At 63.6% G+C, this 20,056-nt stretch carries 18 protein-coding genes; 6 read left to right on the top strand and 12 right to left on the bottom strand.

The annotated features are described in order from the left end of the window. Positions 1 to 12: 12 nt before the first annotated feature. From ABWO90_RS00420 to ABWO90_RS00430, 3 genes are all read right to left on the bottom strand, one after another. A complete protein-coding gene (locus tag ABWO90_RS00420) occupies positions 13 to 1,818 on the bottom strand; it encodes an LVIVD repeat-containing protein (RefSeq protein WP_353189223.1) in 1,806 nt (601 codons plus the stop codon). A gap of 118 nt (positions 1,819 to 1,936) precedes the next feature. Further along, positions 1,937 to 2,986, bottom strand: coding sequence for a porin (locus ABWO90_RS00425; protein WP_353189224.1), 1,050 nt, complete (start codon positions 2,984 to 2,986; stop codon positions 1,937 to 1,939). Positions 2,987 to 3,255: 269 nt separating this feature from the next. Then, complete coding sequence (locus ABWO90_RS00430) at positions 3,256 to 3,723, bottom strand: VOC family protein (protein ID WP_353189225.1); 468 nt, start codon at positions 3,721 to 3,723, stop codon at positions 3,256 to 3,258. Positions 3,724 to 3,974: 251 nt separating this feature from the next. Between ABWO90_RS00430 and ABWO90_RS00435 the strand changes: the two genes are divergently transcribed. From ABWO90_RS00435 to ABWO90_RS00455, 5 genes are all read left to right on the top strand, one after another. Then, a complete protein-coding gene (locus ABWO90_RS00435) occupies positions 3,975 to 4,628 on the top strand; it encodes a GntR family transcriptional regulator (RefSeq protein WP_353189226.1) in 654 nt (217 codons plus the stop codon). 353 nt (positions 4,629 to 4,981) lie between these two features. Beyond that, positions 4,982 to 5,485, top strand: coding sequence for an inclusion body family protein (locus tag ABWO90_RS00440; protein ID WP_353189227.1), 504 nt, complete (start codon positions 4,982 to 4,984; stop codon positions 5,483 to 5,485). Between the two features lie 79 nt (positions 5,486 to 5,564). Next, a complete protein-coding gene (locus ABWO90_RS00445; protein WP_353189228.1) occupies positions 5,565 to 6,077 on the top strand; it encodes an AidA/PixA family protein in 513 nt (170 codons plus the stop codon). 197 nt (positions 6,078 to 6,274) lie between these two features. Further along, the gene (locus ABWO90_RS00450; protein ID WP_353189229.1) at positions 6,275 to 7,501 is read left to right on the top strand and encodes an amidohydrolase family protein; all 1,227 of its coding nucleotides are present in this window, start codon (positions 6,275 to 6,277) and stop codon (positions 7,499 to 7,501) included. A 162-nt stretch (positions 7,502 to 7,663) separates the two neighbouring features. Next, a complete protein-coding gene (locus ABWO90_RS00455) occupies positions 7,664 to 8,503 on the top strand; it encodes a bifunctional allantoicase/(S)-ureidoglycine aminohydrolase (RefSeq protein WP_353189230.1) in 840 nt (279 codons plus the stop codon). Positions 8,504 to 8,563: 60 nt separating this feature from the next. On the opposite strand, the gene ABWO90_RS00460 is transcribed toward ABWO90_RS00455, so the two are convergent. The 9 genes from ABWO90_RS00460 to ABWO90_RS00500 all read right to left on the bottom strand — a co-directional run bounded on the left by ABWO90_RS00460 (position 8,564) and on the right by ABWO90_RS00500 (position 18,931). Further along, positions 8,564 to 9,454: a LysR substrate-binding domain-containing protein gene (locus ABWO90_RS00460; protein ID WP_353189231.1), complete on the bottom strand. Its 891-nt coding sequence runs from the start codon at positions 9,452 to 9,454 to the stop codon at positions 8,564 to 8,566. A 122-nt stretch (positions 9,455 to 9,576) separates the two neighbouring features. Then, positions 9,577 to 11,127, bottom strand: a complete 1,551-nt coding sequence (locus ABWO90_RS00465) for a gamma-glutamyltransferase family protein (RefSeq protein WP_502922529.1) — start codon at positions 11,125 to 11,127, stop codon at positions 9,577 to 9,579. Positions 11,128 to 11,455: 328 nt separating this feature from the next. After that, positions 11,456 to 11,992 (bottom strand): DUF1097 domain-containing protein, encoded by a 537-nt coding sequence (locus ABWO90_RS00470; protein WP_353189232.1) that lies wholly within the window; start codon positions 11,990 to 11,992, stop codon positions 11,456 to 11,458. A gap of 28 nt (positions 11,993 to 12,020) precedes the next feature. Next, positions 12,021 to 13,292, bottom strand: coding sequence for an amidohydrolase family protein (locus tag ABWO90_RS00475; protein ID WP_353189233.1), 1,272 nt, complete (start codon positions 13,290 to 13,292; stop codon positions 12,021 to 12,023). A 270-nt stretch (positions 13,293 to 13,562) separates the two neighbouring features. Next, entirely contained in the window at positions 13,563 to 14,207 is a 645-nt protein-coding gene (locus ABWO90_RS00480; protein ID WP_353189234.1) for a response regulator, read from the bottom strand. Beyond that, on the bottom strand, positions 14,207 to 15,319 hold the full coding sequence (locus ABWO90_RS00485) for a PAS domain-containing sensor histidine kinase (protein ID WP_353189235.1): 1,113 nt from the start codon (positions 15,317 to 15,319) through the stop codon (positions 14,207 to 14,209). The genes ABWO90_RS00480 and ABWO90_RS00485 overlap by 1 nt, the downstream gene beginning before the upstream one ends. Positions 15,320 to 15,505: 186 nt before the next feature. Continuing rightward, the gene (locus tag ABWO90_RS00490) at positions 15,506 to 17,128 is read right to left on the bottom strand and encodes an AAA family ATPase (protein ID WP_353189236.1); all 1,623 of its coding nucleotides are present in this window, start codon (positions 17,126 to 17,128) and stop codon (positions 15,506 to 15,508) included. A 62-nt stretch (positions 17,129 to 17,190) separates the two neighbouring features. Next, on the bottom strand, positions 17,191 to 17,946 hold the full coding sequence (locus ABWO90_RS00495; RefSeq protein ID WP_502922515.1) for an alpha/beta hydrolase: 756 nt from the start codon (positions 17,944 to 17,946) through the stop codon (positions 17,191 to 17,193). A gap of 94 nt (positions 17,947 to 18,040) precedes the next feature. Next, positions 18,041 to 18,931, bottom strand: coding sequence for a LysR family transcriptional regulator (locus tag ABWO90_RS00500; RefSeq protein ID WP_353189237.1), 891 nt, complete (start codon positions 18,929 to 18,931; stop codon positions 18,041 to 18,043). Between the two features lie 104 nt (positions 18,932 to 19,035). Here ABWO90_RS00500 and ABWO90_RS00505 point away from each other — a divergent pair, with 104 nt between their 5' ends. Further along, positions 19,036 to 20,049 (top strand): NAD-dependent epimerase/dehydratase family protein, encoded by a 1,014-nt coding sequence (locus tag ABWO90_RS00505; RefSeq protein WP_353189238.1) that lies wholly within the window; start codon positions 19,036 to 19,038, stop codon positions 20,047 to 20,049. Positions 20,050 to 20,056 lie beyond the last annotated feature (7 nt).

Consider the following 20,056-nt stretch of genomic DNA (forward strand, 5'->3'; position numbering starts at 1 on the left):
TTACCGCGCTGCTTACCGCGCCGGCCAGGGTTTCGCCGGGGCGCCCATCACCGGCTCGCCCAGCAACGGACTCGACAGTGCGTAGGCGCCGTTCTCGGTAAAGGCCCACATGATGTTGCGGTCGTACTCGGTGTACATGGCGAACACGCCCTTGCCCAACGTGTAGACCGGCAGTTCGGTTTCATCGGCCAGACCTGGCACGAAGTAACCGGCAATGTGCGGCTTGGCCGGATCTTTCACGTCGAAGATCTGTACACCGGCGTTGTAGAACGAGTACGGCACAATGCCCTGACGCCAGGTACCCGGCTGTCCGATCGAGTTCGAACGCTTCGGACCGTAGTTGCCGCCGCGCTGGCAGAAGCTCGTGAACGGCGCGCCTTCGGGCACTTCCGGCTCCGGCAGCTTCGCCGCGACTTTCATCTTCGCGGGGTTGCGTGCGTCGACCACGAAGATGTCCTTGTACGGCTCATAGCAATCGCGGTTCATCGGGTAGCCGCTCGTGAGCACGTAACCGGTGCGCTCGTACTGGCTCACGTCGGCGTTGTCGTACTCCGTACCGGCGAAGCTCGGCGCCGTATTCACATTGCCCATCACCTTCGGATGCGCGGGGTCGGAGAGATCGAACGACCACAGCCCCAGACCACCCATCGCGCCGAAGCCCACCTTGCCGCCCTGCTCCAGCGGCTTGGGCAGGAAGATCGGCATGCGCGAGCCCATCCACGACGTGCGGTTGCCCGCGCGTGCGTTCTGCAGATAGGCCTGCTCGTGTTCCGCGTTACCGAGAATCTGGCCCGGCACCGAGATCTGCGAGAGGAACTTCGGATTGACCGGATCCGACATGTCCCACACCTGATAGCCCGGCGAATAGAGATAGTTCGGGTACTCGGTGAGCGCGTAGCTGTCGTCCGGTGCCGCCGACAGAATCATGTACTTGCCACCGTAGAACTCAGGCGAGTCGAGCGAACCGGAGCCCTGCTGCTGACCGATGGGCGCATTCGGATGCTGGTAATCGGTGGTGCGCGTGGCGATCAGCTTCCAGTCCGACGGCAGCGGGCCGTTCATCTCATAGACGCGGAAGCCCTTGAGCGAGTTGTAGTTGCGCTGTGCCGCGACCTTGTCCGGCTGCTTCGACTTGTCCTGCATCAGCCCGTAGCGACCGATTTCGAACGACGCGACGAGGATCGGCTTGCCCAGCTTCTTGTTCCACACGATGGTGGCGCCGCCCAGATAGTCGTGCACGTTGTTGGCATCGAACTTCTCGCTCGATCCCTTCGGGCCCCACACGCCGCCCTTCGAATAGACGACCTTGCCGTGCGCCGGATCGGTCACGTCCATGATCCGCAGATAGTCGCGGTCATGAATGTAGAGATAGCGCTTGCCGTTGAAGTCGGCGATGTTGTTCCACGCGTGGAATGGCGAATCCACACCCGGATAGAACGCCAGCACCTTCACGTTCTTCGTGTAGCTCTTCTTGTCCCAGTAGGTCAGCTCACCCGGGAAACGCTGCCCCGTGTGCACTTCGGGCGTTGCCTTTGGCCAGATGAACTTGCCGGTCGCCGGGTCCATGCCGTAGTCCACGCCCGGCTTGAGCGGCTTGGGCTCGCGGTCCGGGGTCAGACGCAGCCAGCCCGCCAGATACGGGTCCTTGACGTTCGGCGTGCCGGGGGTTCCCGTCGGTTGCGCATCGGCCGGTGCCGCTGCCGGTGCGGCCGCCGGTGCGCCTTCCGGCGCCGACGCGTGGGCAGCGAGCGCCATCGTGAGCGCCGCAAGTACGGCCGTGGCGGTCAACGAAACGCCGAGTGTCTGCTTGCGAAACATGTCTTCCTCCTTCGTCTCAAAAGTCTTCTCGCCAGCGCAGTGAATGCCGCTGGCGGCGTGTTGCGTGGGTATGGCTTGCCTGTTCTGTTCGTACCCCGCGCCTGTCGGCGGGGGCCGATCAGAACGCGTGACGGATACCGAACTGCACACCCGACGGGTTCTGCGTGCCGGTCGGCGTGACCTGGAACGTCACGGGGTAGTGCACCGTCGTGTCGTTGCTGTGCTGAACGCGGGCATACGTCGCGTAGAGCGTGGTGCGCTTGGACAGGCCGTACATGTAGCCAACCACAAAGCCATTGGCATTCGAGAGCGCCTTGTTGTCGTCGTCCTGACGATGGACGAAGCTCGCGTAGAAGCGGTGGCGATCGGTCAGCGCATAACGCACGCCGGCCTGAATGTCCCAGCCGCGAACGTTGAATGCGACATACGGCGGATAGGCGTAATAGCCGTTGTACGTGTGATAGATCAGGGTCGGCTCGACGCTGCCGAACTTGTACGTGGCCGAGAAGTAGTTATCGCGCGACGAGCGGATCTGGCTCGACGAGTAAATGTCGCGTGTGTACTGCAGTTCGGATACGGCACCCAGGAAGATGCCACCGTTGCGGTACTCGATGCCGGCCGAGTAGAAACGGCCTGCGCGCGTACCGTCGCCGAGGCCGGTCGTCGCCATGAAGCGGCCCATCAGGCCGTTCCAGCGCGGCGTGTTGTACTGAATGGAGTTGTCCACGCGATACGACGCGTAGAAGAACTGCATGTTGTTGACCATACTGAAGTCCGCCGCCCAGCTCGGATCGGCGTAGCCTGCGATCCAGTACGACGGCGTGAACTGACGGCCCAGCGAGAACTCGCCCCACGGGCCCTTCATGCCGACGAACGACTGACGCGCCTGTGCGGACTGCGTGCCGTTGTTGGCCGAGAACATCGGTTCATAGGTGAAGAATGCGCGGTTGCCGCCGCCCAGGTCTTCGAAGCCGCTCAGGTTGAAGCGGGAGTTGTTCAGGCCGCCGCTCGACACACGGGTGGACTTGCCGCCATTCGCCCCCGAACCCCACAACTGCTCCAGATTCAGGTCCACAAACCCCGAGAGCGTGACGCCCCCGGAAGACTGCGCGTACGCTCCGCCCTGCATTGCGCCCAGTAGCAATGCACACAACACTCGCTTCTTCATGCCGTCTCCTGATATTTCTCGTTTTATGTTGCGGCGCCCCCCTTATCGATATGCTTGGGATGTCTGCCGCTCGCCCGTTGTATGTATACAATCTTTCGAATGATTATACATATCAAAGAAATTGAATTTCTACTGCTATTTGCTTATACAAACGGGCGATTTTGTTATAGCGGGTTACCCCTGACGGACGGTGGCCGCCGCCGGCACCATGCAGCCGGCGGGGTGTCAGGCGATGTCGCGCGCGCCGGGCGACATCGGGCAATGCGGTATCACAGGCCGGTGCGGTCGGCCTGGAGTCCTTCGTGGCGAAGCTTCGGCGCGTCGTCGCGGCTCGATCCGTCTTTGGAGGCGCCGCCCCAGCCGTGGGCCGTCACGTCGAAGATCACGCCGTTCGGGTCGAAGAACTTCACCTCGTAGAAGATGTTGCTCTTCACCGGCACTTCGCCCATGTAGTAACGCCCGCCCGCCGCTTCGATCTTCTCGCGCGTGGCTGCCACGTCCTCGACCCAGATCCCGATGTGGTGCAGACCGACGTACTCGCGGCCGCGATCGCCCGCCGCCTCGTCGTTCTTGTAGTTGAGCAGTGCCAGGTTGATCACCCCGTCGGACAGATACACGCCGCGCGCGAGCGACGAATCCGTCTCCCCGACTTTCTTGAAATCGAATGCCTGCATGTAGAACTCGGCCGCCTTCCAGGGATCGGGGACGGAAATCGCGATGTGACGCAGTTTGGCCATGATGGAATGTCTCCTTCGGATGAGATGTCAGTGCGTGCCGGAACACCCGGTAGACGCTTATGTATACTATCTCAGCATATTGCATTCAAAAACGTCTTTTTGAATGCATTGATCACTGCGAGACGTCTCGATTGCGGGAAGAAGCACGTCGAACACGGCGCCGGGGCGTAATCCAAGCGAAAAATACTCGTATAATCCCCATGTATACAATCCGATCAGAAAAACACATCCACGGAGCGAGATAGACAAGCATGGCCGAAACCATAGCCGCACGAATCTGCCGCGTTTTGACCGGCGAGATCATCGACGGACGCCTGCCGCCCGGACAGAAGCTGGAAGAAGTCGCGCTGGCCGAGCGATTCAAGGCGTCGCGCACGCCCATTCGCGAAGCGCTGCGCGAATTGAACGCACGGGGCCTCATCGAGCTCACACCGCACAAGGGCGGTGTTGTCGCCAGCATCAGCGTGGACGATCTCTCCGACATGCTCGAAGCCATGTGCGAACTCGACGCCCTGTGCTGCCGCCTGAGTGCCCAACGCATGAGCGCGATGCAAAAGAAGCAGCTCGAAATGCTCCACGTCCAGAGCAAGCAATGCATGGATGCCGGCGACGAAGCCGGCTATCTCGCGCTTAACCGCGAATTCCACCAGTTGTTGAGCGCTGGCACCCAGAACAAGACGCTCATGGCCCTCATCGACAGTCATCGCGAGCGTCTGGCGCCCTTCCGCGCAGCCCAGTCGGATGTCGAGGAGCGCTTCACGGTGTCGTTCGACGAACACGAACGCGTCGTAGAAGCCGTGCTCGCTTCCGATGCGGAGGGCGCCTACAACGCCATGCGCAGCCACACCGCCCGATTGAGTATTCACGTACTCGAACGCCTGCAGCACAACCGCAAGCCCGCGTAATACGACCACTCGCGACCATCCACGCCCACCCACGCCCGCCTGACACTCACGTCACGCCGATGCGCCAAGACTCAGCCCATGCCGCCTGCGCGCGCATGGGCTGAATTCGTTGAATCGCTCCAAATCGTCAATTGGTGTCGCGCCCGTGCGGCACATCTCGCCACGACTGACGCGCCTTGCGCGGCAGATGTCACCCATATAGCGCACGCGGCGCGTGGTTGAAGGCCGTCGCATCGCCACCTAGCCTGCATCGGTGAAATGCACTTCCGCATTTCGCGGGCAGCGCATCCGCCGTTGCCTTCGTGGCCGTCTTCAATCGACGGCATTCCACTGCGTCTCTCATGGAGATACCCATGTCAGCAATCACCGATGTACTGGTCAGCATCGACACGAAGACCATCGTCGACCGGTATGGCAAGAATTCCAGCATGTCGAACCCGCCGATGATTGATTTCAAGCACGTGTTCATGATCGTCACGCAAGGCAACGTGGTGAGCGGACAAGCAGGCGGCGAGCTTGACGTTGCCGCCACGGTCGGGGACGTCATCCGCTGGCGCGAATGTTCGCTGTCGCTCGGCTTCGAGCAGTCGTGCATCTTCTACAAGTTCGTCGGTAATCAGGGCAACGAGCTGATTTCACCGCCGTCGCCGCGTGAGGCCGAAGTCATCATTCCGGTGCCGAACCCTCCCGACCCGACCAAGCCGAAGAAGCAGCAATGCTCCAACTACTTCTGGTCGTGCGAGACGCTCAAGACCGGGCGCGTGACCTATCACTTCCAGTTCATGGTGCTCGATCGCGGCGGCAACCTGTGCGGTTGCTACCAGTGGGACCCGTTCATCACCATCCGCAACCATTGACGAACGCCGGGCCGCGATTCCCTGCGCGCATGCGCGCTTGCCGGGTCGCGGCATCGGCGACATGCGACGAGGAGTTTCCATGTCCCACGCGAAGACGCCCGATGCGGGCACGGCAGCCGACGTCCTGATCGTCATCGACACCGTGACGCTGCTGGACGCGCATTCCGGTGCGGCCGATGCCGCCGTGGACGTCGACGGCAGCGGCTACTACGCGGTGGCGCCCGGTGGTGAGGCACTCGAAGGCGTGTCGGGGGCCCCGTGGCGTATCGACGTGTCGCCGGGCGACTGCGTGCGCCTGCGCTGGACACCGCTGGCCATGCGTGGCGAGCACGCCGTACTTCTGTTGCTATCGTTGACGGACGACGCGCCGCTCAGCGCCCTGCAACAGCACGTCAACACCGACGCGACGCGCTATGTGCCGCAATCGGCTGCCCCCGAGCAACCGGTGCCGCGCCCTGCCCTCGATGCCTACTGGCAAGCCGACGTCGTGGCCAGCGGGTCGACGTCATTGCAGGTCGAGGCCACCGTCACCGATCGTGACGCCGCCGTGATAGGACGCTTTCGCTGGTTGCTGCCGATCGTGGTGCCTTGAGCACACGGCGTGGCGGACAGATATTCAGAAATCGAATGCTATCCATGTTGATATTTAATTTGTCGATGTGCGATCGGTTCGCTATCTTGTAAGTCTTTCCCCGCCGTTTCACCCCCCCACGAGACCCCGCGGCGCAGCTGCGCCAACCCACGGAACGCAGCGCCAGCGAGGCCCCGGGCAGTATTAGAGGCCGTTCCATGACTCACCGCGTTTTCGTTGGCGCCGTTGGTGCCGACGGTAGCCCCCTCAACCTCGCCTCGCGCGACGGACGCTTTACCTACGTTGGCCCGCAAGTGCCCGATACGACGGGCGCGCAGGTCATCGATCTGCAGGGCAAACTCGTACTGCCGGGTTTTGTCGACGGCCACATCCATCTGGACAAGAGCTTTGTCGGCGACCGCTGGCGGCCGCACCGAAGCGCATCAACGTTGCGTGAACGTCTGGCCGCCGAAAAGCAGGAAATCGCCGCAGCCGCACCGATGGCACAACGGGCCGACGCGCTCATGCGCCAGACGGTATCGTTCGGCACGCTCGCCATGCGCTGCCATGTCGATGTCGACGCCAGCACCGGTCTTACGCATCTGCACGAGATCATGGCCATGCGCGAGAAGTGGCGCGACCTGCTCGATATCGAACTCGTCGCGTTTCCGCAGGCCGGCGTGATGACCTGCCCGGGCACGGCCGAGGTTCTCGAAGCGGCCGTGCGCGAAGGCGTGCAGGTCGTGGGCGGCATCGATCCGACCACGCTCGACGGCGATCCGCACGGTCAATTGAGCGTCGTCTTCGGCATTGCCGAAAAGCACGGCACGAAGATCGACATCCATCTGCACGAACCCGGCGACATCGGTCTCGCGCAATTGCACCGCATTGCATCGCGCACGCAGGCCGCAGGTTTGCAGGGGCGCGTCTCGGTCAGCCACGCCTACGGGCTCGGCGACATCGGTCCCGCAGAACTCGACACCATCGCCCGTGCGCTGGCCGACGCGGGTGTGGCGATCATGACCAACGCACCTGGCGACCGTGCCTTCCCGCCGATTCTGCGACTTCGCGAGGCGGGCGTGCGCGTGTTCACCGGCAACGACAACATCCAGGACAGTTGGTGGCCTTACGGTAATGGCGACATGCTCTCGCGCGCCATGCTGATCGGCTATCGCTCCGGCTTCTACACGGACGACGACCTGCTCGTGGCGCTCGACATGGCGACCGAGTCGGCGGCTGCCGTCATCGGCAAGACGGACTACGGCCTGCGTGCGGGCAATGAAGCGAGCTTCATCGTGTTCGATGCGCCGAATGCTGCCGCGGCAGTGGCCGCCGCCCCTGCGGCACGAGCGGTGATTCGTCATGGACGTTATTGGGGCGGCCCGGCGCAACTTGCGCTGGACCCCGCCCTGTTGCAGGACACAGCAGGGTCCACCCCGACCTGACTGTCATGCGCGACGCCGCCGCCTGCGCAAGGCGGCGGTGCCGTTCGCGTTCGTCGCCCCGAGGTGAAGCGATCTGCGCGCGCCCCCAGGCGCAGACCGTAGCCAAGGTGCCCGGCGACGAGCGATGGGGAGAAAAACAGAATGACTCAGGAGCAATCAGCAATGTCGAAGACCACGTATTACGCGCCGCACGGCGGGCATCCGGCACAAACGGAACTGCTCACCGACCGCGCCATGTTCACCGAAGCGTATGCCGTCATCCCGAAAGGCGTGATGCGCGACATCGTCACGAGCCATCTTCCGTTCTGGGACAACACACGCCTGTGGGTGCTGGCACGTCCGCTCTCGGGCTTTGCCGAGACGTTCGCGCAATACATCATGGAAGTCGGTGCAGGCGGCGGCAGCGACAAGCCGGAGCAGGACGACAAGGCCGAAGGCGTGCTGTTCGTCGTCGAGGGAGAAATCACCGTCACGATCCAGGGCAAGGCGAATACGCTCACGCCGGGTGGCTATGCGTTCATTCCGCCCGCGACCGACTGGCAACTGCGCAACAACAGCCAGAACCCCGCGCGCTTCCACTGGATTCGCAAGCACTACCAGGCCGTGGAAGGCCTGCCGTATCCGGAGCCGTTCGTGAAGAACGAGCAGGACGTCGAGCCGATCGCAATGCCGGGTACCGACGGTCGCTGGGTCACGACACGCTTCGTCGACATTCAGGACATGCGTCACGACATGCACGTGAACATCGTGACGTTCCAGCCGGGCGGCGTGATCCCGTTCGCCGAAACGCACGTGATGGAGCACGGCCTTTATGTACTCGAAGGCAAGGCCGTCTACCGGCTGAATCAGGACTGGGTGGAAGTCGAAGCCGGTGACTTCATGTGGTTGCGCGCGTTCTGCCCGCAGGCGTGCTATGCCGGCGGCCCCGGCCCGTTCCGTTACCTGCTGTACAAAGACGTGAACCGCCACATGACGCTGACGTTGGGCGCCCAACCGAAGTAAGGCGAAGCATCTGTGGCCCGGCGCGCCCGGGCCTTGCCGCGCATCTCACGCGCGTGCCGTTCACTTCGGCGCGCGCGTTTTCGTTTCCAGCATGCCGACGAGCACCTTGGCCAGCGCGACCACCATCGGATCGGCCGTGGGTCGGTGGAAGATCGCCAGCTCGAACGTGTCGACGACCGGCAGGCCCTGTGCGCGCCCGAGTACCAGATGCCCCGGCAGCACCGCACGCGGCGGCACAAGACTGATCCCCATGCCGTCGGCCACGGCCCCCTGAATGCCACTCAGGCTCGAACTGGTGAAGCTTACGCGCCAGTTGCGGCCCATCGATTCGAGCGCATGGATCATGTCGTCGCGATAGAGTCCGCGTGTCGGAAACGTCACGAGCGGCACCGGATCGAGCCCGAACGACGGGTGTTTCGCACTGTCGATCCACGCCAGCTTTTCCGGACGGCATGCCACGGCCTCACGGCTTTTGCGACGTTGCTTGACGAGCACCAGATCGAGTTCACCGTGATCGTAGCTGCCCAGTAAATCGCGGCTCAGGCCGCTGGTGACTTCGAGCTTGACCTGCGGATACTGTCGATTGAAACGCGCGAGCACCTGCGTGGTGGCGCCGGTGGCAAAGTCCTCCGGCACGCCCAGACGCACCGTCACGGCCACTACCGCCCCGGAGAGCGCCTCGATCATCTGATCGTTGAGCGCGAGCATCTGTCGGGCATAGCCGAGCAATAGCTCGCCTGCGTCGGTGGCGTGCACCTCGCGATTGCCGCGGTCGAGCAGCTTGTGGCCGACCATGTCCTCCAGACGCCGCACCTTCTGACTCACGGTGGACTGCGTCGAATGCAGACGCGCCGCTGCCGTGGTGAAGCTGCCGCAGTCGGCCACCATGATGATCGAGCGCAACAGATCCAGATCGAAGAGCGGTCGATTCGATTTCGCACTGCCAGCCATGTGACGTATTCACTTTGACGATGGATGGCAATCCTTTTATCACGCGCGACGAACGCCCGGCAACTGGGATTTACTGCGCTGCCGGGCATACCGTCGCACGCCACGGCGCGCGACGTTTGCGATCAAAGGCCCAAGGCACGTCCGTCGCTGCGCGGATCGTGGGCGCCCGTCATTTGTCCTTGCGACCCGATGCGGATCGCGCCCGGATGCCCCGCCAACTGACTCTGTGGCGGCAGCGGACTGATCTCGTGACCCCGCGCGGCGAGTGCTGCGAACACGTCCGCGCCGGCGTCCTGTTCAAGCTTCAGGCTGTCGCGGCTATCGGAGAACGTCTTGCCCAGCAGGAAGCGCGGACGGCGCAACGCGGTAAGGGGGTCCATCTGGTAGTCGATCAAACGCGTGAGCACGGCCGCGAGTGTCTGCGGTTGCCCGTCGGCACCCTGCGTGCCGTACAGCAGTTCCGGGCGACCGTGCTTCAGGTACATTCCCGGATTGAGCGTGTGGAACGGGCGCTTGCCCGGTTGCAACACGTTCGGACTCTTCGGATCGAGACTGAACGCCGCGCCCCGGTTGTGCCACAGAATGCCGCTGTCGCCGAGCACCACTCCGCTGCCCCAGTCGAAATAGACGGTCTGCAACATGCTCACGCAGTTGCCCTGACTGTCCGCCGCACCGATGTAGACGGTGTCACCCGTCTTGTAGACATGCGGCCAGGGCATGGCGCGGTCCATGTGGATGCTGCGTGCATGCGCGTCGAGATTTGCGCTCGATAGCAGGCGGTCGACCGGCACGTCGCCGAAGTCCGGATCGGCCACATAGCGATTCCGATCGATGAAGGCGAGCTTCACCGCCTCGACCAGCACGTGATAGTAGTCGGCACTGCCCTCGGGCATCGACTTGAGGTCGAAGCGATTGAGAATGCCCATGATTTCGAGCGTCGTCACGCCTTGCGTCGGCGGACGCAACCCCAGTAGCTCGCCGTCTCGATACGCCACGCGCAACGGCACTTCCTCCCGCGCCTGTGCCCGGGCGAGATCGCTTGCGCGCAGTGGCGAGCCAACTTTCTTGAGTCCGGCCGCGATGCGTCCCGCGAGATCGCCCTCGTAGAACTCGCGTCCGCCATGCGTGGCGATGCTGTCGAGACTGCGGGCCAGCGCCGGTTGATGGAACCGTTCGCCCGCCTGCGGCACACGCCCGCCCGGCATGAAGACGGAGGAAAAGCCGTCCCAGCCCGCCAGGTCATTCGCACGGAACGACTGCCAGAAATGTTGCGACGGTGTGACCGGAAAGCCGTTCGCGGCATATTCGGTCGCGCGCGAGAACAGCGACGACCACGGCTGCGTACCCTGCCACTGCTTGCGGCTGAACGCGAAGGCCTTGTCCCAGATGGCGACGGTTGCCGCCGTGGTGAGCGCCGCCCCGGGGCCGCGCACCGGAATCGCACCGCTGTAAGACGGCAAGTCGGCCGCCGCCTGCCCGATGCCCGACAACGTGCGCACGTTGCCGTCGCGATCGCTGATCACCATGAAGGCGTCGCCGCCAAGCCCGGTGAAGTGGGGATACGTCACGCTCAGTACGGCGCCGATGGCAATGGCTGCCTCGATGGCGTTGCCGCCCGCGCGCAGCACTTCCAGCCCGGCCTCGCTCGCCAGCTCGTGCGGGCTCGTGACCATGCCGCGCGTCGATTGCGCCAGGCGTGGCCCGAGCGGCGTCTTGATTTCCGCGCGGGCGGCAGGCACCGCCGAGGCCACCGCTTCCGCTGCGGCAGCGGGTAACACGGCGCTGCCCGCAAGCGCCGCCGTGCCCATCAGAAAGTTGCGCCGCGTGGTGCTGGCAGCGTCACCGGTGTTGACCGGTTGTGTCGTCAGCCCATCGGCCGGTTTTTGTGTGAACGTCATGCCGTCTCCCTGGGGATGTCATTGGCAGGCGAAGCGCGCCCGACACTGGCAGCGCTTCGCCTGTATTGCGTTATGGCTCGTTTCGTTACAGTGAAAACGTCGATCAGACGCCCGCTTTCCAGCCTTTCCAGAGGCGCTGGTGCGTGACTTCCGGTGCCGAGTAGCGCTCCTTCACCCAGGCGTAGACCGGGCCGAGGGCGTTCATCGCCACGGCGGCCGCGAGTGCCGCCAGCGGGTCCTGCGCCACCGGTCCGAAGCCACCGAACAACGTGGCGAAGTACGTGGCGAAGCCGAAGAACATGCCCGGAATGAAGTTGAGCTGCGGGAAGATGCGGGCGAGCGCCATCATCGTGCCGTTGCCCGCGAAAAGGATCACCATCTCGGCAAGGACCAGCGCGTTACCGCTGAACTGCGTGGCCGCCTGCTTGAATCCGAGCACGATGAGGAAGGCGAAGCACGATCCCACCGGCAGCGTGGCCCAGATCCGTTTGAGATTGACCAGCGACGGCCCGCCCATCGCAAAGGTGGCGGCCCAACTGATGAAGATCGCCCACGGTGGCAAATGCAGGGGCAGCATGGCAATCGGAATGGTGGTGACAGCAAGTAGTGAGGCAACGACTTCCGCAGGCAGCTTCTTCATGATTGTCTCCTTGAGTTTTATGAGAACTTCATTGCGCACAACAACATGAATGCCGGTGAATCTCGCAGCTGTGCTGCGTCACGACCGTAATGCGGCCGCGTTTGATCACCCACAGGCGTGGCGGGATGTCGAGCAGCGCATCGGCCACCTTGAACGTATCGAGAATGATGAGATCGGCTTGCTTGCCCACCGCAATGCCGTAGTCGTGCGACACCCCGATGGCGCGCGCGGCGTTGTGCGTGCCCATGTCGAGAATCGCCTGCTGATGTTCGGGCACGCCGAATTGCGCCACGTGGGCGAGCAGATTGCCGATCTGCAACATGTCAGCCTTACCGAACGGCGTGAACGCATTGCGCACGTTGTTCGACGAGTACGCCACGTTCACTCCGGCGCTGTGCAGTGCCTTGACCGGTGTGAGACCGCGCCGCTGGTTCTGTACATCCTTGCGCCCGCCCAGATAGAGATCCGTCGCGGGCAGCGTCACGATGCTGATGCCCGCCAGGCGGATCTGTTCGATGACCGGGGAAAGCTCGTCGTTGTCGAGCGCGCCCAGACTCGTCACGTGCCCCAGCGATACCCGTCCCTGATAGCCGGTATCGATCGTCTTCTGCGCGATGTACGAGATTGCCGCGAAGCGCTGATCGCTCGTGTCGTCCGCGAAGTCCGCGTGCATGTCGATCGGTGCATCGAAGCGTTGCGCCAGTTCGAACACGATATCGATGTGGCGCTTGGTGTCTTCCCAGTTCAGCTCGTTGTACGGGCAGCCGCCCACCACATCGGCCCCCATGCGCAACGCGTCGATCATCAGCTCGTAGGTGCCCTTCGACTTGAGAATCCCCTCCTGTGGGAACGCCACGATCTGCAGATCGAGCAGGCTGTCGTATTCGTCCTTGAGCGCGAGCAGCGTCTCGACACCGATCAGGCCTTGAATCAGGTCGACATCCGGATGTGCGCGAATCGCCGTCGTGCCGTTCTTGATCGCCATGTCGAGCACCTGGCGCGAGCGATCGAGCACGTCCTCGCGCTCCTGCTTGCTCTTGAGAATGCCGGTCACGCGAATCGCCTCGTCGAGCGTGCCGAAACGCGCAGGCAAACGACGATGCAGCAGCGCCTTGTCGAGATGCAGGTGCGCTTCGATCAGCCCGGGGATGGCGGCACGACCTTGCGCGTCGATCTGCTCGTCGGCGCCGGCGTCGATGCCCGGCTCCATCGCGACGATGCGGCCGCCCTTGATCGCGATGTCCACGAGCGGCGCATCGTCTCGGACGCACACGTTGTTGATCAGCAGGTCCACATGCATGGTGCGGTCTCCTTACGTCACAGAGTTGAGTTGAAATGCTGGCGAGTGCCGGCCGGGTGGCAATGAACTCGATGCCCCGGTGGCGGCGGAATGCCGCTCGGGGCTTGAGCCAAGATTAGGAGAGTGTCCGCGCGCGGGGCATCGGGATTTGCTGGTTTTCGTCTAAGAATTTCCCTAGACGCAGTGCAGCATGGGGAATTGCGGCGGACGAATGGGGGCGGTGCCCCCCGGTCGAGGCATCACGCGGTGCGCGACGTGCTGCGCACGAAGTCAGGCGTCGGTACCGGCGACGATCAGCCCGTGCTCGATGGCGTAGTGGACGAGGCCCGCCGTGGATGGAATGTCCATCTTGGTCAGGATGTTGGCCTTGTGGGTACTGACGGTCTTCGCCGAGAGCGACAGGCAGCGCGCAATCTCGTTGATGCCATTGCCTTCGACGAGCATCTGGAAGATCTGAAACTCGCGGGCAGTCAGGCGCGTGTGCGGCAACGCCTCGGCGGGTTGCTGCAACTGACGCACGAGCTTGTCCGCCACGAGCGGCGAGACGACCGTGCCACCGCGCGCCACGCGCCGGATCGCGCTCATCAGCTGTTCCGATTCGGCGTTCTTCGTCAGATACCCGGACGCTCCGGCCCGGATCGCCTGTACCGCGTATTGCGATTCGCGATACATGCTCAGCACGAGGATCGGCAACGCCGGGTAGCTCGCCTTGATCTGCGCGATGAGTGCGATACCGCTTTTGCCGGGCATCGACATGTCGAGCAGCAGCACGTCCACCGTCGTGAGGCGAAGGCGGTTGAGCACATCGGTCCCGTCAACGGCTTCGGACGCCACGCACATGTCGGGCGCCGTCGAGATGATCTTTTTCAGGCCGTCGCGAATGATCGCGTGATCGTCGGCAATCATGACGCGCATTACCGCCCCACTCCGTTGGTGAGAGTCGTGGCATTGACCATGGGATCGTCTGCCGGACCGCACGCCGGCGAACGTGCCGGAATGCGCACGTTGACGCAAGTGCCCTGGCCGGGCGTGCTGTCGATGTCCAGCGCGCCGCCGAGCATCAGCGCGCGTTCGCGCATGCCCATCAGACCAAGACGCTGACTGTGGCCGGCGCGCGCAACGTCCATTCCGCGACCATCGTCGGCGATCTGCACATGACAATGGCCGTCGCGTACCTCAAGCGTTACGCGCACTTCCGAAGGTTGCCCGTGACGGCTGGCGTTGGTGAGCGACTCCTGAACGATGCGGAAGATCGCGGTGCTGCAATCGCTATCCAGGCAGGCCGTGACCGCTTCGTGCATGACCAGTTCGCACGGCAGTCCGTGTCGTTGCGAGAACGATTCCGTGAGCCATTCCAGCGCGGCGTGCAGCCCCAGTTCATCGAGTACGGCCGGGCGCAGATCGGCGGCAATGCGATGAACCGCGTCGATCGTCTCGTCGACCAGTTCCTTGAGCATTTGAATATGCGCCGACTGGTCGGCAGGCGACGCATCGGAGGGGGTTTCCAGATAGCTCAGGCCGAGGCGCAAGCCGCCGAGCCATTGCCCCAGCTCGTCGTGTAGCTCGCGTGAGAGACGCGTGCGTTCGGCTTCGCGCACGGTTTGCAGGTAGGCCGATAACTGGCGCAATTGCGCGCGCGAATCGAGCAAGGCCATCTCGGAGCGTTTGCGGTCGGTGATGTCGCGTGAAATGCCGACGGTGCCGACGATGCGTCCGGCCTCGTCGCGCACCGGCATCTTGACGGTGTCGAACCAGCGCGGGGCGCCGTCGGCACCCGGACGACTCTCTTCGTAGCGCCGGCGCACACCGCTGGCGACCACAGCCTTGTCGGTCGCGAGATAGACTCGCCCCCATTCGGACGTCCAGACCTTGTCGGGGGTGCGGCCGATGATCTCGGCCTCCGTACGGCCACAGGCGGCCATGAAGGCTTCGTTGACCAGGATATAGCGCGACTCGGTGTCCTTGAGCCACGCCTGATCGGGGATGTTGTTCAGAATCGCCCGGTGTAGCTCGCCATGCGTCTCCACTGCTTCTCCTTGCCTCACCATGAAATGGCGCAGCGCAGCAGTGTCAGGGGTGTCCGGGCGGGGTCTGCGTCCCGCCCGAGGCACGTCGCGATGCTGGCGCCGGTCCGGCTTCAATATAGCCAGACCGGCGGGCGCGCGCGCCTCTAGTTTTCCCGTATATCGGATTGTTGCAGCACGCCATGATTTTCATTCATACCCGCGAAACAGTCCGCACAGCCGGAACACGTCCTCCGTGTATGGCAGGTTCTTGACCTTGCAATAGCGACTCGCTAGCTTCATCAACTCCTTGATGTCACGCCCGCTCGCCTTCGGGTAGCGGCTCGCCAGCGTCTCGATCAGACCGTCGTCGAGATACGCCCCCACCTGCTCGGCCTGCATGCGCCAGAGGCGTCTGGCGTCGGCCGCCGACGGCGTGTCGTAGTGAATCGTCGCGATGCAGCGCGACAGGATCGCGTCGTCCACGTCGCCGCTGCGGTTCGTCGTCATGAACAGCAGACCGTGGAAGTATTCGAGCGAGCGCAGGAACTCGGCCACGATGGCGTTGTGCTCCAGGTCGTTGTCGCGCCGCCGGATGTACACATCGGCTTCGTCGAGCAACAGGATCGCGTTCCAGCGCATGGCGCGGCGCAGGATGCTCATGAGCGTGGCGCCCACCGACGCCGCCGTCGTGCCCAGTTGCCCCGAATGCACGCGATACAGCGGCTTGCCGACCACCTCGGAATAGATCTCCGCCGTGAGCGTCTTGCCCAGGCCCGGTGCGCCCTGACAGAGGATCGTCGCGCCGCCCGATTTGCCCGGTACGAAGTCGGGCATCATCACGTTCATGTTCGACGTGAGAATGTCGATGAGGTCGTGATGATGCGCAGGCAACACCAGCTTGTCGCGCAGTTCGGGCTGGTACGCGTACTCCGTCATGTTCTGCACGTGCACCCAGAGATTGCGGTGCCAGTCGAGATGGAATACGTGCACATAGCAGTGCAGCGGAATCGTCTCGAAGGCCTGACCGATTTCGGCATTGCGCCAGAAGTCGGCATCGCACGCCATCTCGAAGTTGCGCTCGAGACGCTCCTCGTCGTTCACACACTTCGCGGTGGCGCCGTCCACCACGCGGATCAACTCCGTGGCGCCCTTCGGGTCGACCGAGAACGCGGCACGCTGGATCATGAATTGCGCCCCGAACGCGCGCTGCACTTTCAGGAACCGCTGCGCGTGCAGCTCGTACTCGTGCTTGAACTCCGCGCACTCCTTGTAGAAGCCGAACTCGGCGAGCAATTCCGGGATGGTCCGATTCGCAATGTCGTCACGCGTGAAGATGAGCGCCGTCGTCATGCCCGAGCGGCGCAAGCGCTGTTCCGTCAGATTCGAATTGGCCGACTGCATCGTATTGGCCAGCATGTCCATGACGACATACGGCGCGCCCTGCTCCGGCTCCACGTAGCGCAACCGACGCACCAGCCACGGCAGCAATGCGCCGTCGCGATGGCGCTGGTACAGCCAGCCGTCGATGACATCGCGTGCCAGGTACGCGACGAGCCCCGGCACCAGCTTGTCCAGACTCGGGATCACGCGCGCTTGCGGCGCGTTGTAGACGTTGTCGAGCGCCAGCATCTGGAACATCAACGCTCGCTCGTTCTGCGTCTTGCACAGCACGTAGAGCGTGTTGAGCGATTTGGCGTCGAACCACTCGCTCGACACCATCATGTTGCCTCGACACACCCCGTAGGCGGTCAACTGCTTTCCCAATGCGGAATCGGTACCGATCAGTTGCAGCAGCGGATGAATCAGTGACTCTGGAATTTCGAAATCCATGAACGGCACTCCCCGTAAGGCGTAGTTGCCCGTGCGTGCTTTGCCCCTCGGCAGCGCGCGTGTCAGGCGAGGAAGAAGTCGATGGCACGCGCCACGACGCCCGGCTCGATGATGTGCAGCCCGTCGAATTCGACGTACTCCACATCGTAGCCCGCCGCCTTGAGCTTGCTGGCATTTGCGCGGCCGCTGGTCGCGATGGGTAATTGCTCGTCGATCAGGCCATGCGCGACGAACACGCGCGGCTGGCCCTCCTGCATGAAGATCGACATGAAGCCACCGGAGAACGCGATGACATGGCTGGCGATGTCGCCGTTCGTCACGCCGATGGACAGCGCATAGCTCGCACCATCGGAAAAGCCCGCGAACGCCACTCGGCCTGCGTCGATACGATAGCGCTGCGCAACCGCGCGCAACGCCTGCTGAAGGCGCTCCAGATCAGGACCGCTGCCCCCGATCACGATGTCCCACGTCGGGAATGTCGAGTGCGGCGCAAGCACCACAAACTTGTGTTGCTCGGCGTGCGGTTCGATATGCGGCAGCACTTTCTCGGGGAAGCCGCCGGCCCCGTGGAACATCACGAACAGCGGGACGGGCCTGTCGTCCGGCAGATCGGTGGGCACGTAAAGCACCGCGTCGCGGCTCTCGCTCAGGCCAAGCGAATGACGCCCGGGCGGTAGCGGCGAATGACCGGTGGTGCAGACAGTCGGGGAAATCGAAGGCGTCGGCGCGGTGGCCGACATCGGGTCCGGCACGGCCGGTTCAGATGCGGACGCGAGAACGTCCGGTGACATGCGTCCGAACAAGGATGGGTCGAACATGGCGCGGTGATTGTCTCGTGATCGTTGATATTATTGATATATTGTATATCATGAATCTTCCCTGTTGAGACGTGTCATTTGCGCATGCAGCGGATTATTCGGCCATGTACGCGGACAATCCGGCCACCAGCGCGTCGAACGTCGCCTTGCAGCGCGGACTCGAGCGCAGGTCTTCGTGCATGGTGACCCAGGCCTGGAGCTTGAAGCGAAACGCGCCGGGCAGCAGGCGCACGAGTCGGGCATCGCGCCGGGCCAGCGGCACCTGACAGGCGCCGATGCCATACCCTGCGCGCAGCATCGCCAGTTGCGCGAGGTCGCTGTCGGCGCGAAAGGCAAACCGCTCTCGCGCCCAATCGGGATAACGCCGCGTGGCGTCGCGCAGAAACGGCGTCATCCGGTCGAAACCGATCACCGTGTGGTGGACCAGATCGACCAGTGTCGACGGCGCCCCGTAGCGCGCGAGGTAGTCGTCACGCGCATGCAGGCCGACGTCCACACTGCCGACACGACGCGCAATCAACGCCTCCTGCTGCGGAGGCGCCATGCGCACGGCAATGTCCACCTCCCGATGCAGCAAATCCTGGATGCGGTTGGTCGGCACGAGTTCGAGCGTCAGTTGCGGATACGCGCGGCGCAAGGCACTCAATATCGGCGGCAGGACCTCCACGCCCACGACTTCACTGGCGGAGATTCGGACGACACCGTTCACACCGTCGCCGTGAGTCGCGGCCGCGCGTTCGAACGCCGTTGCCGTGTGCTGCATCGCCTGCGCGTGCGGACGCAGCGACTGCGCCGCATCGGTCGCCAGCAGGCCAGTTTGCGATCGCGTGAACAGTGTCTGCCCGAGCGCTGCTTCCAATGCCGCGATGTGGCGCCCCGCCGTCGGTTGGGTGATGCCCAGTGCACGCGCCGCACCCGATAACGATCCTTCGGTGAGCACCGCGAGGAATGTCCGGTAGAGATCCCAGCTGAGATTCTGTGTCATACAAAAATGTATAGACGATAGATGGATTTCGGCAATTTTAATGCAATGGCTACGCGCGGAGAATGGCCTCATTCATCCCATTCCCGTGCTCAAGGAGCCATGTCATGACCCACCCGTCTCATCAACTCGAAACTCGCGCCCTCGTCCTTGGGGCGACAGGCGGCATCGGTGGCGAGGTTTCGCGCCAACTGCTCGCCGCCGGCTGGCAAGTCCGCGCGTTGCGACGCGGCGGCGCGCCGAATGCCACGCCGGACACGTCGATCGAATGGATCGACGGCGACGCCATGCGCGCCGAAGACGTGCTCGCCGCCGCGCGCGATTGCCGCGTGATCGTGCACGCCGTCAATCCTCCCGGCTACCGCAACTGGGACACGCAGGTGCTGCCCATGCTGGACAACACCATCGCGGCGGCCATGCTGCACGGCGCTACGGTGGTCCTGCCTGGCACGGTCTACAACTACGGCCCGGAAACCTTTCCTGTGCTGCATGAAGACGCGCCGCAACGACCGCTCACCCGCAAGGGACGCATTCGCGTAGCGATGGAAAGTCGTCTGCGCGACGCCAGCGGGCGTGGCATGCAGACGATCATCGTGCGCGCGGGCGACTTCTTTGGCGCGCAGACACGCAATAGCTGGTTCGGACAGGGGCTGATCAAGCCAGGACAGACGACGCGCGTTGTTCAGGTACCCAATGCACCCGGCGTCGGGCACGAATGGTCCTATCTGCCGGACGTCGCGCGCACGATAGTCGCGCTCATTGAACAGCGCGACACCCTCGGCGCCTTCTCGAACTTCCACATGGCAGGCCACTGGGATGCCGATGGCACGGCGTTGGCTGCCGCCATCGTGCGCGTGATGGCCACGCGCGGCGTCGCTGTGAAGACGCGTCGCTTCCCGTGGTGGCTCGTGGGCATGGCGGCCCCCTTCGTGACCACGCTGCGCGAACTGCGTGAAATGCGCTACCTGTGGACGCGGCCGGTGCGCATGGATAACGCGCACCTCGTGGCCGTGCTCGGCGAAGAGCCGCACACGCCGCTCGATCTCGCCGTGCACGCGACGCTCGAAGGCCTTGGGTGTCTGCCGGATAGCCCGGCCACGAAAGGCGCGTTGCAGGTGTAGCGATGCG

Source organism: Pandoraea pnomenusa (genome assembly GCF_040391475.1).
Lineage (GTDB): Bacteria > Pseudomonadota > Gammaproteobacteria > Burkholderiales > Burkholderiaceae > Pandoraea > Pandoraea pnomenusa_C.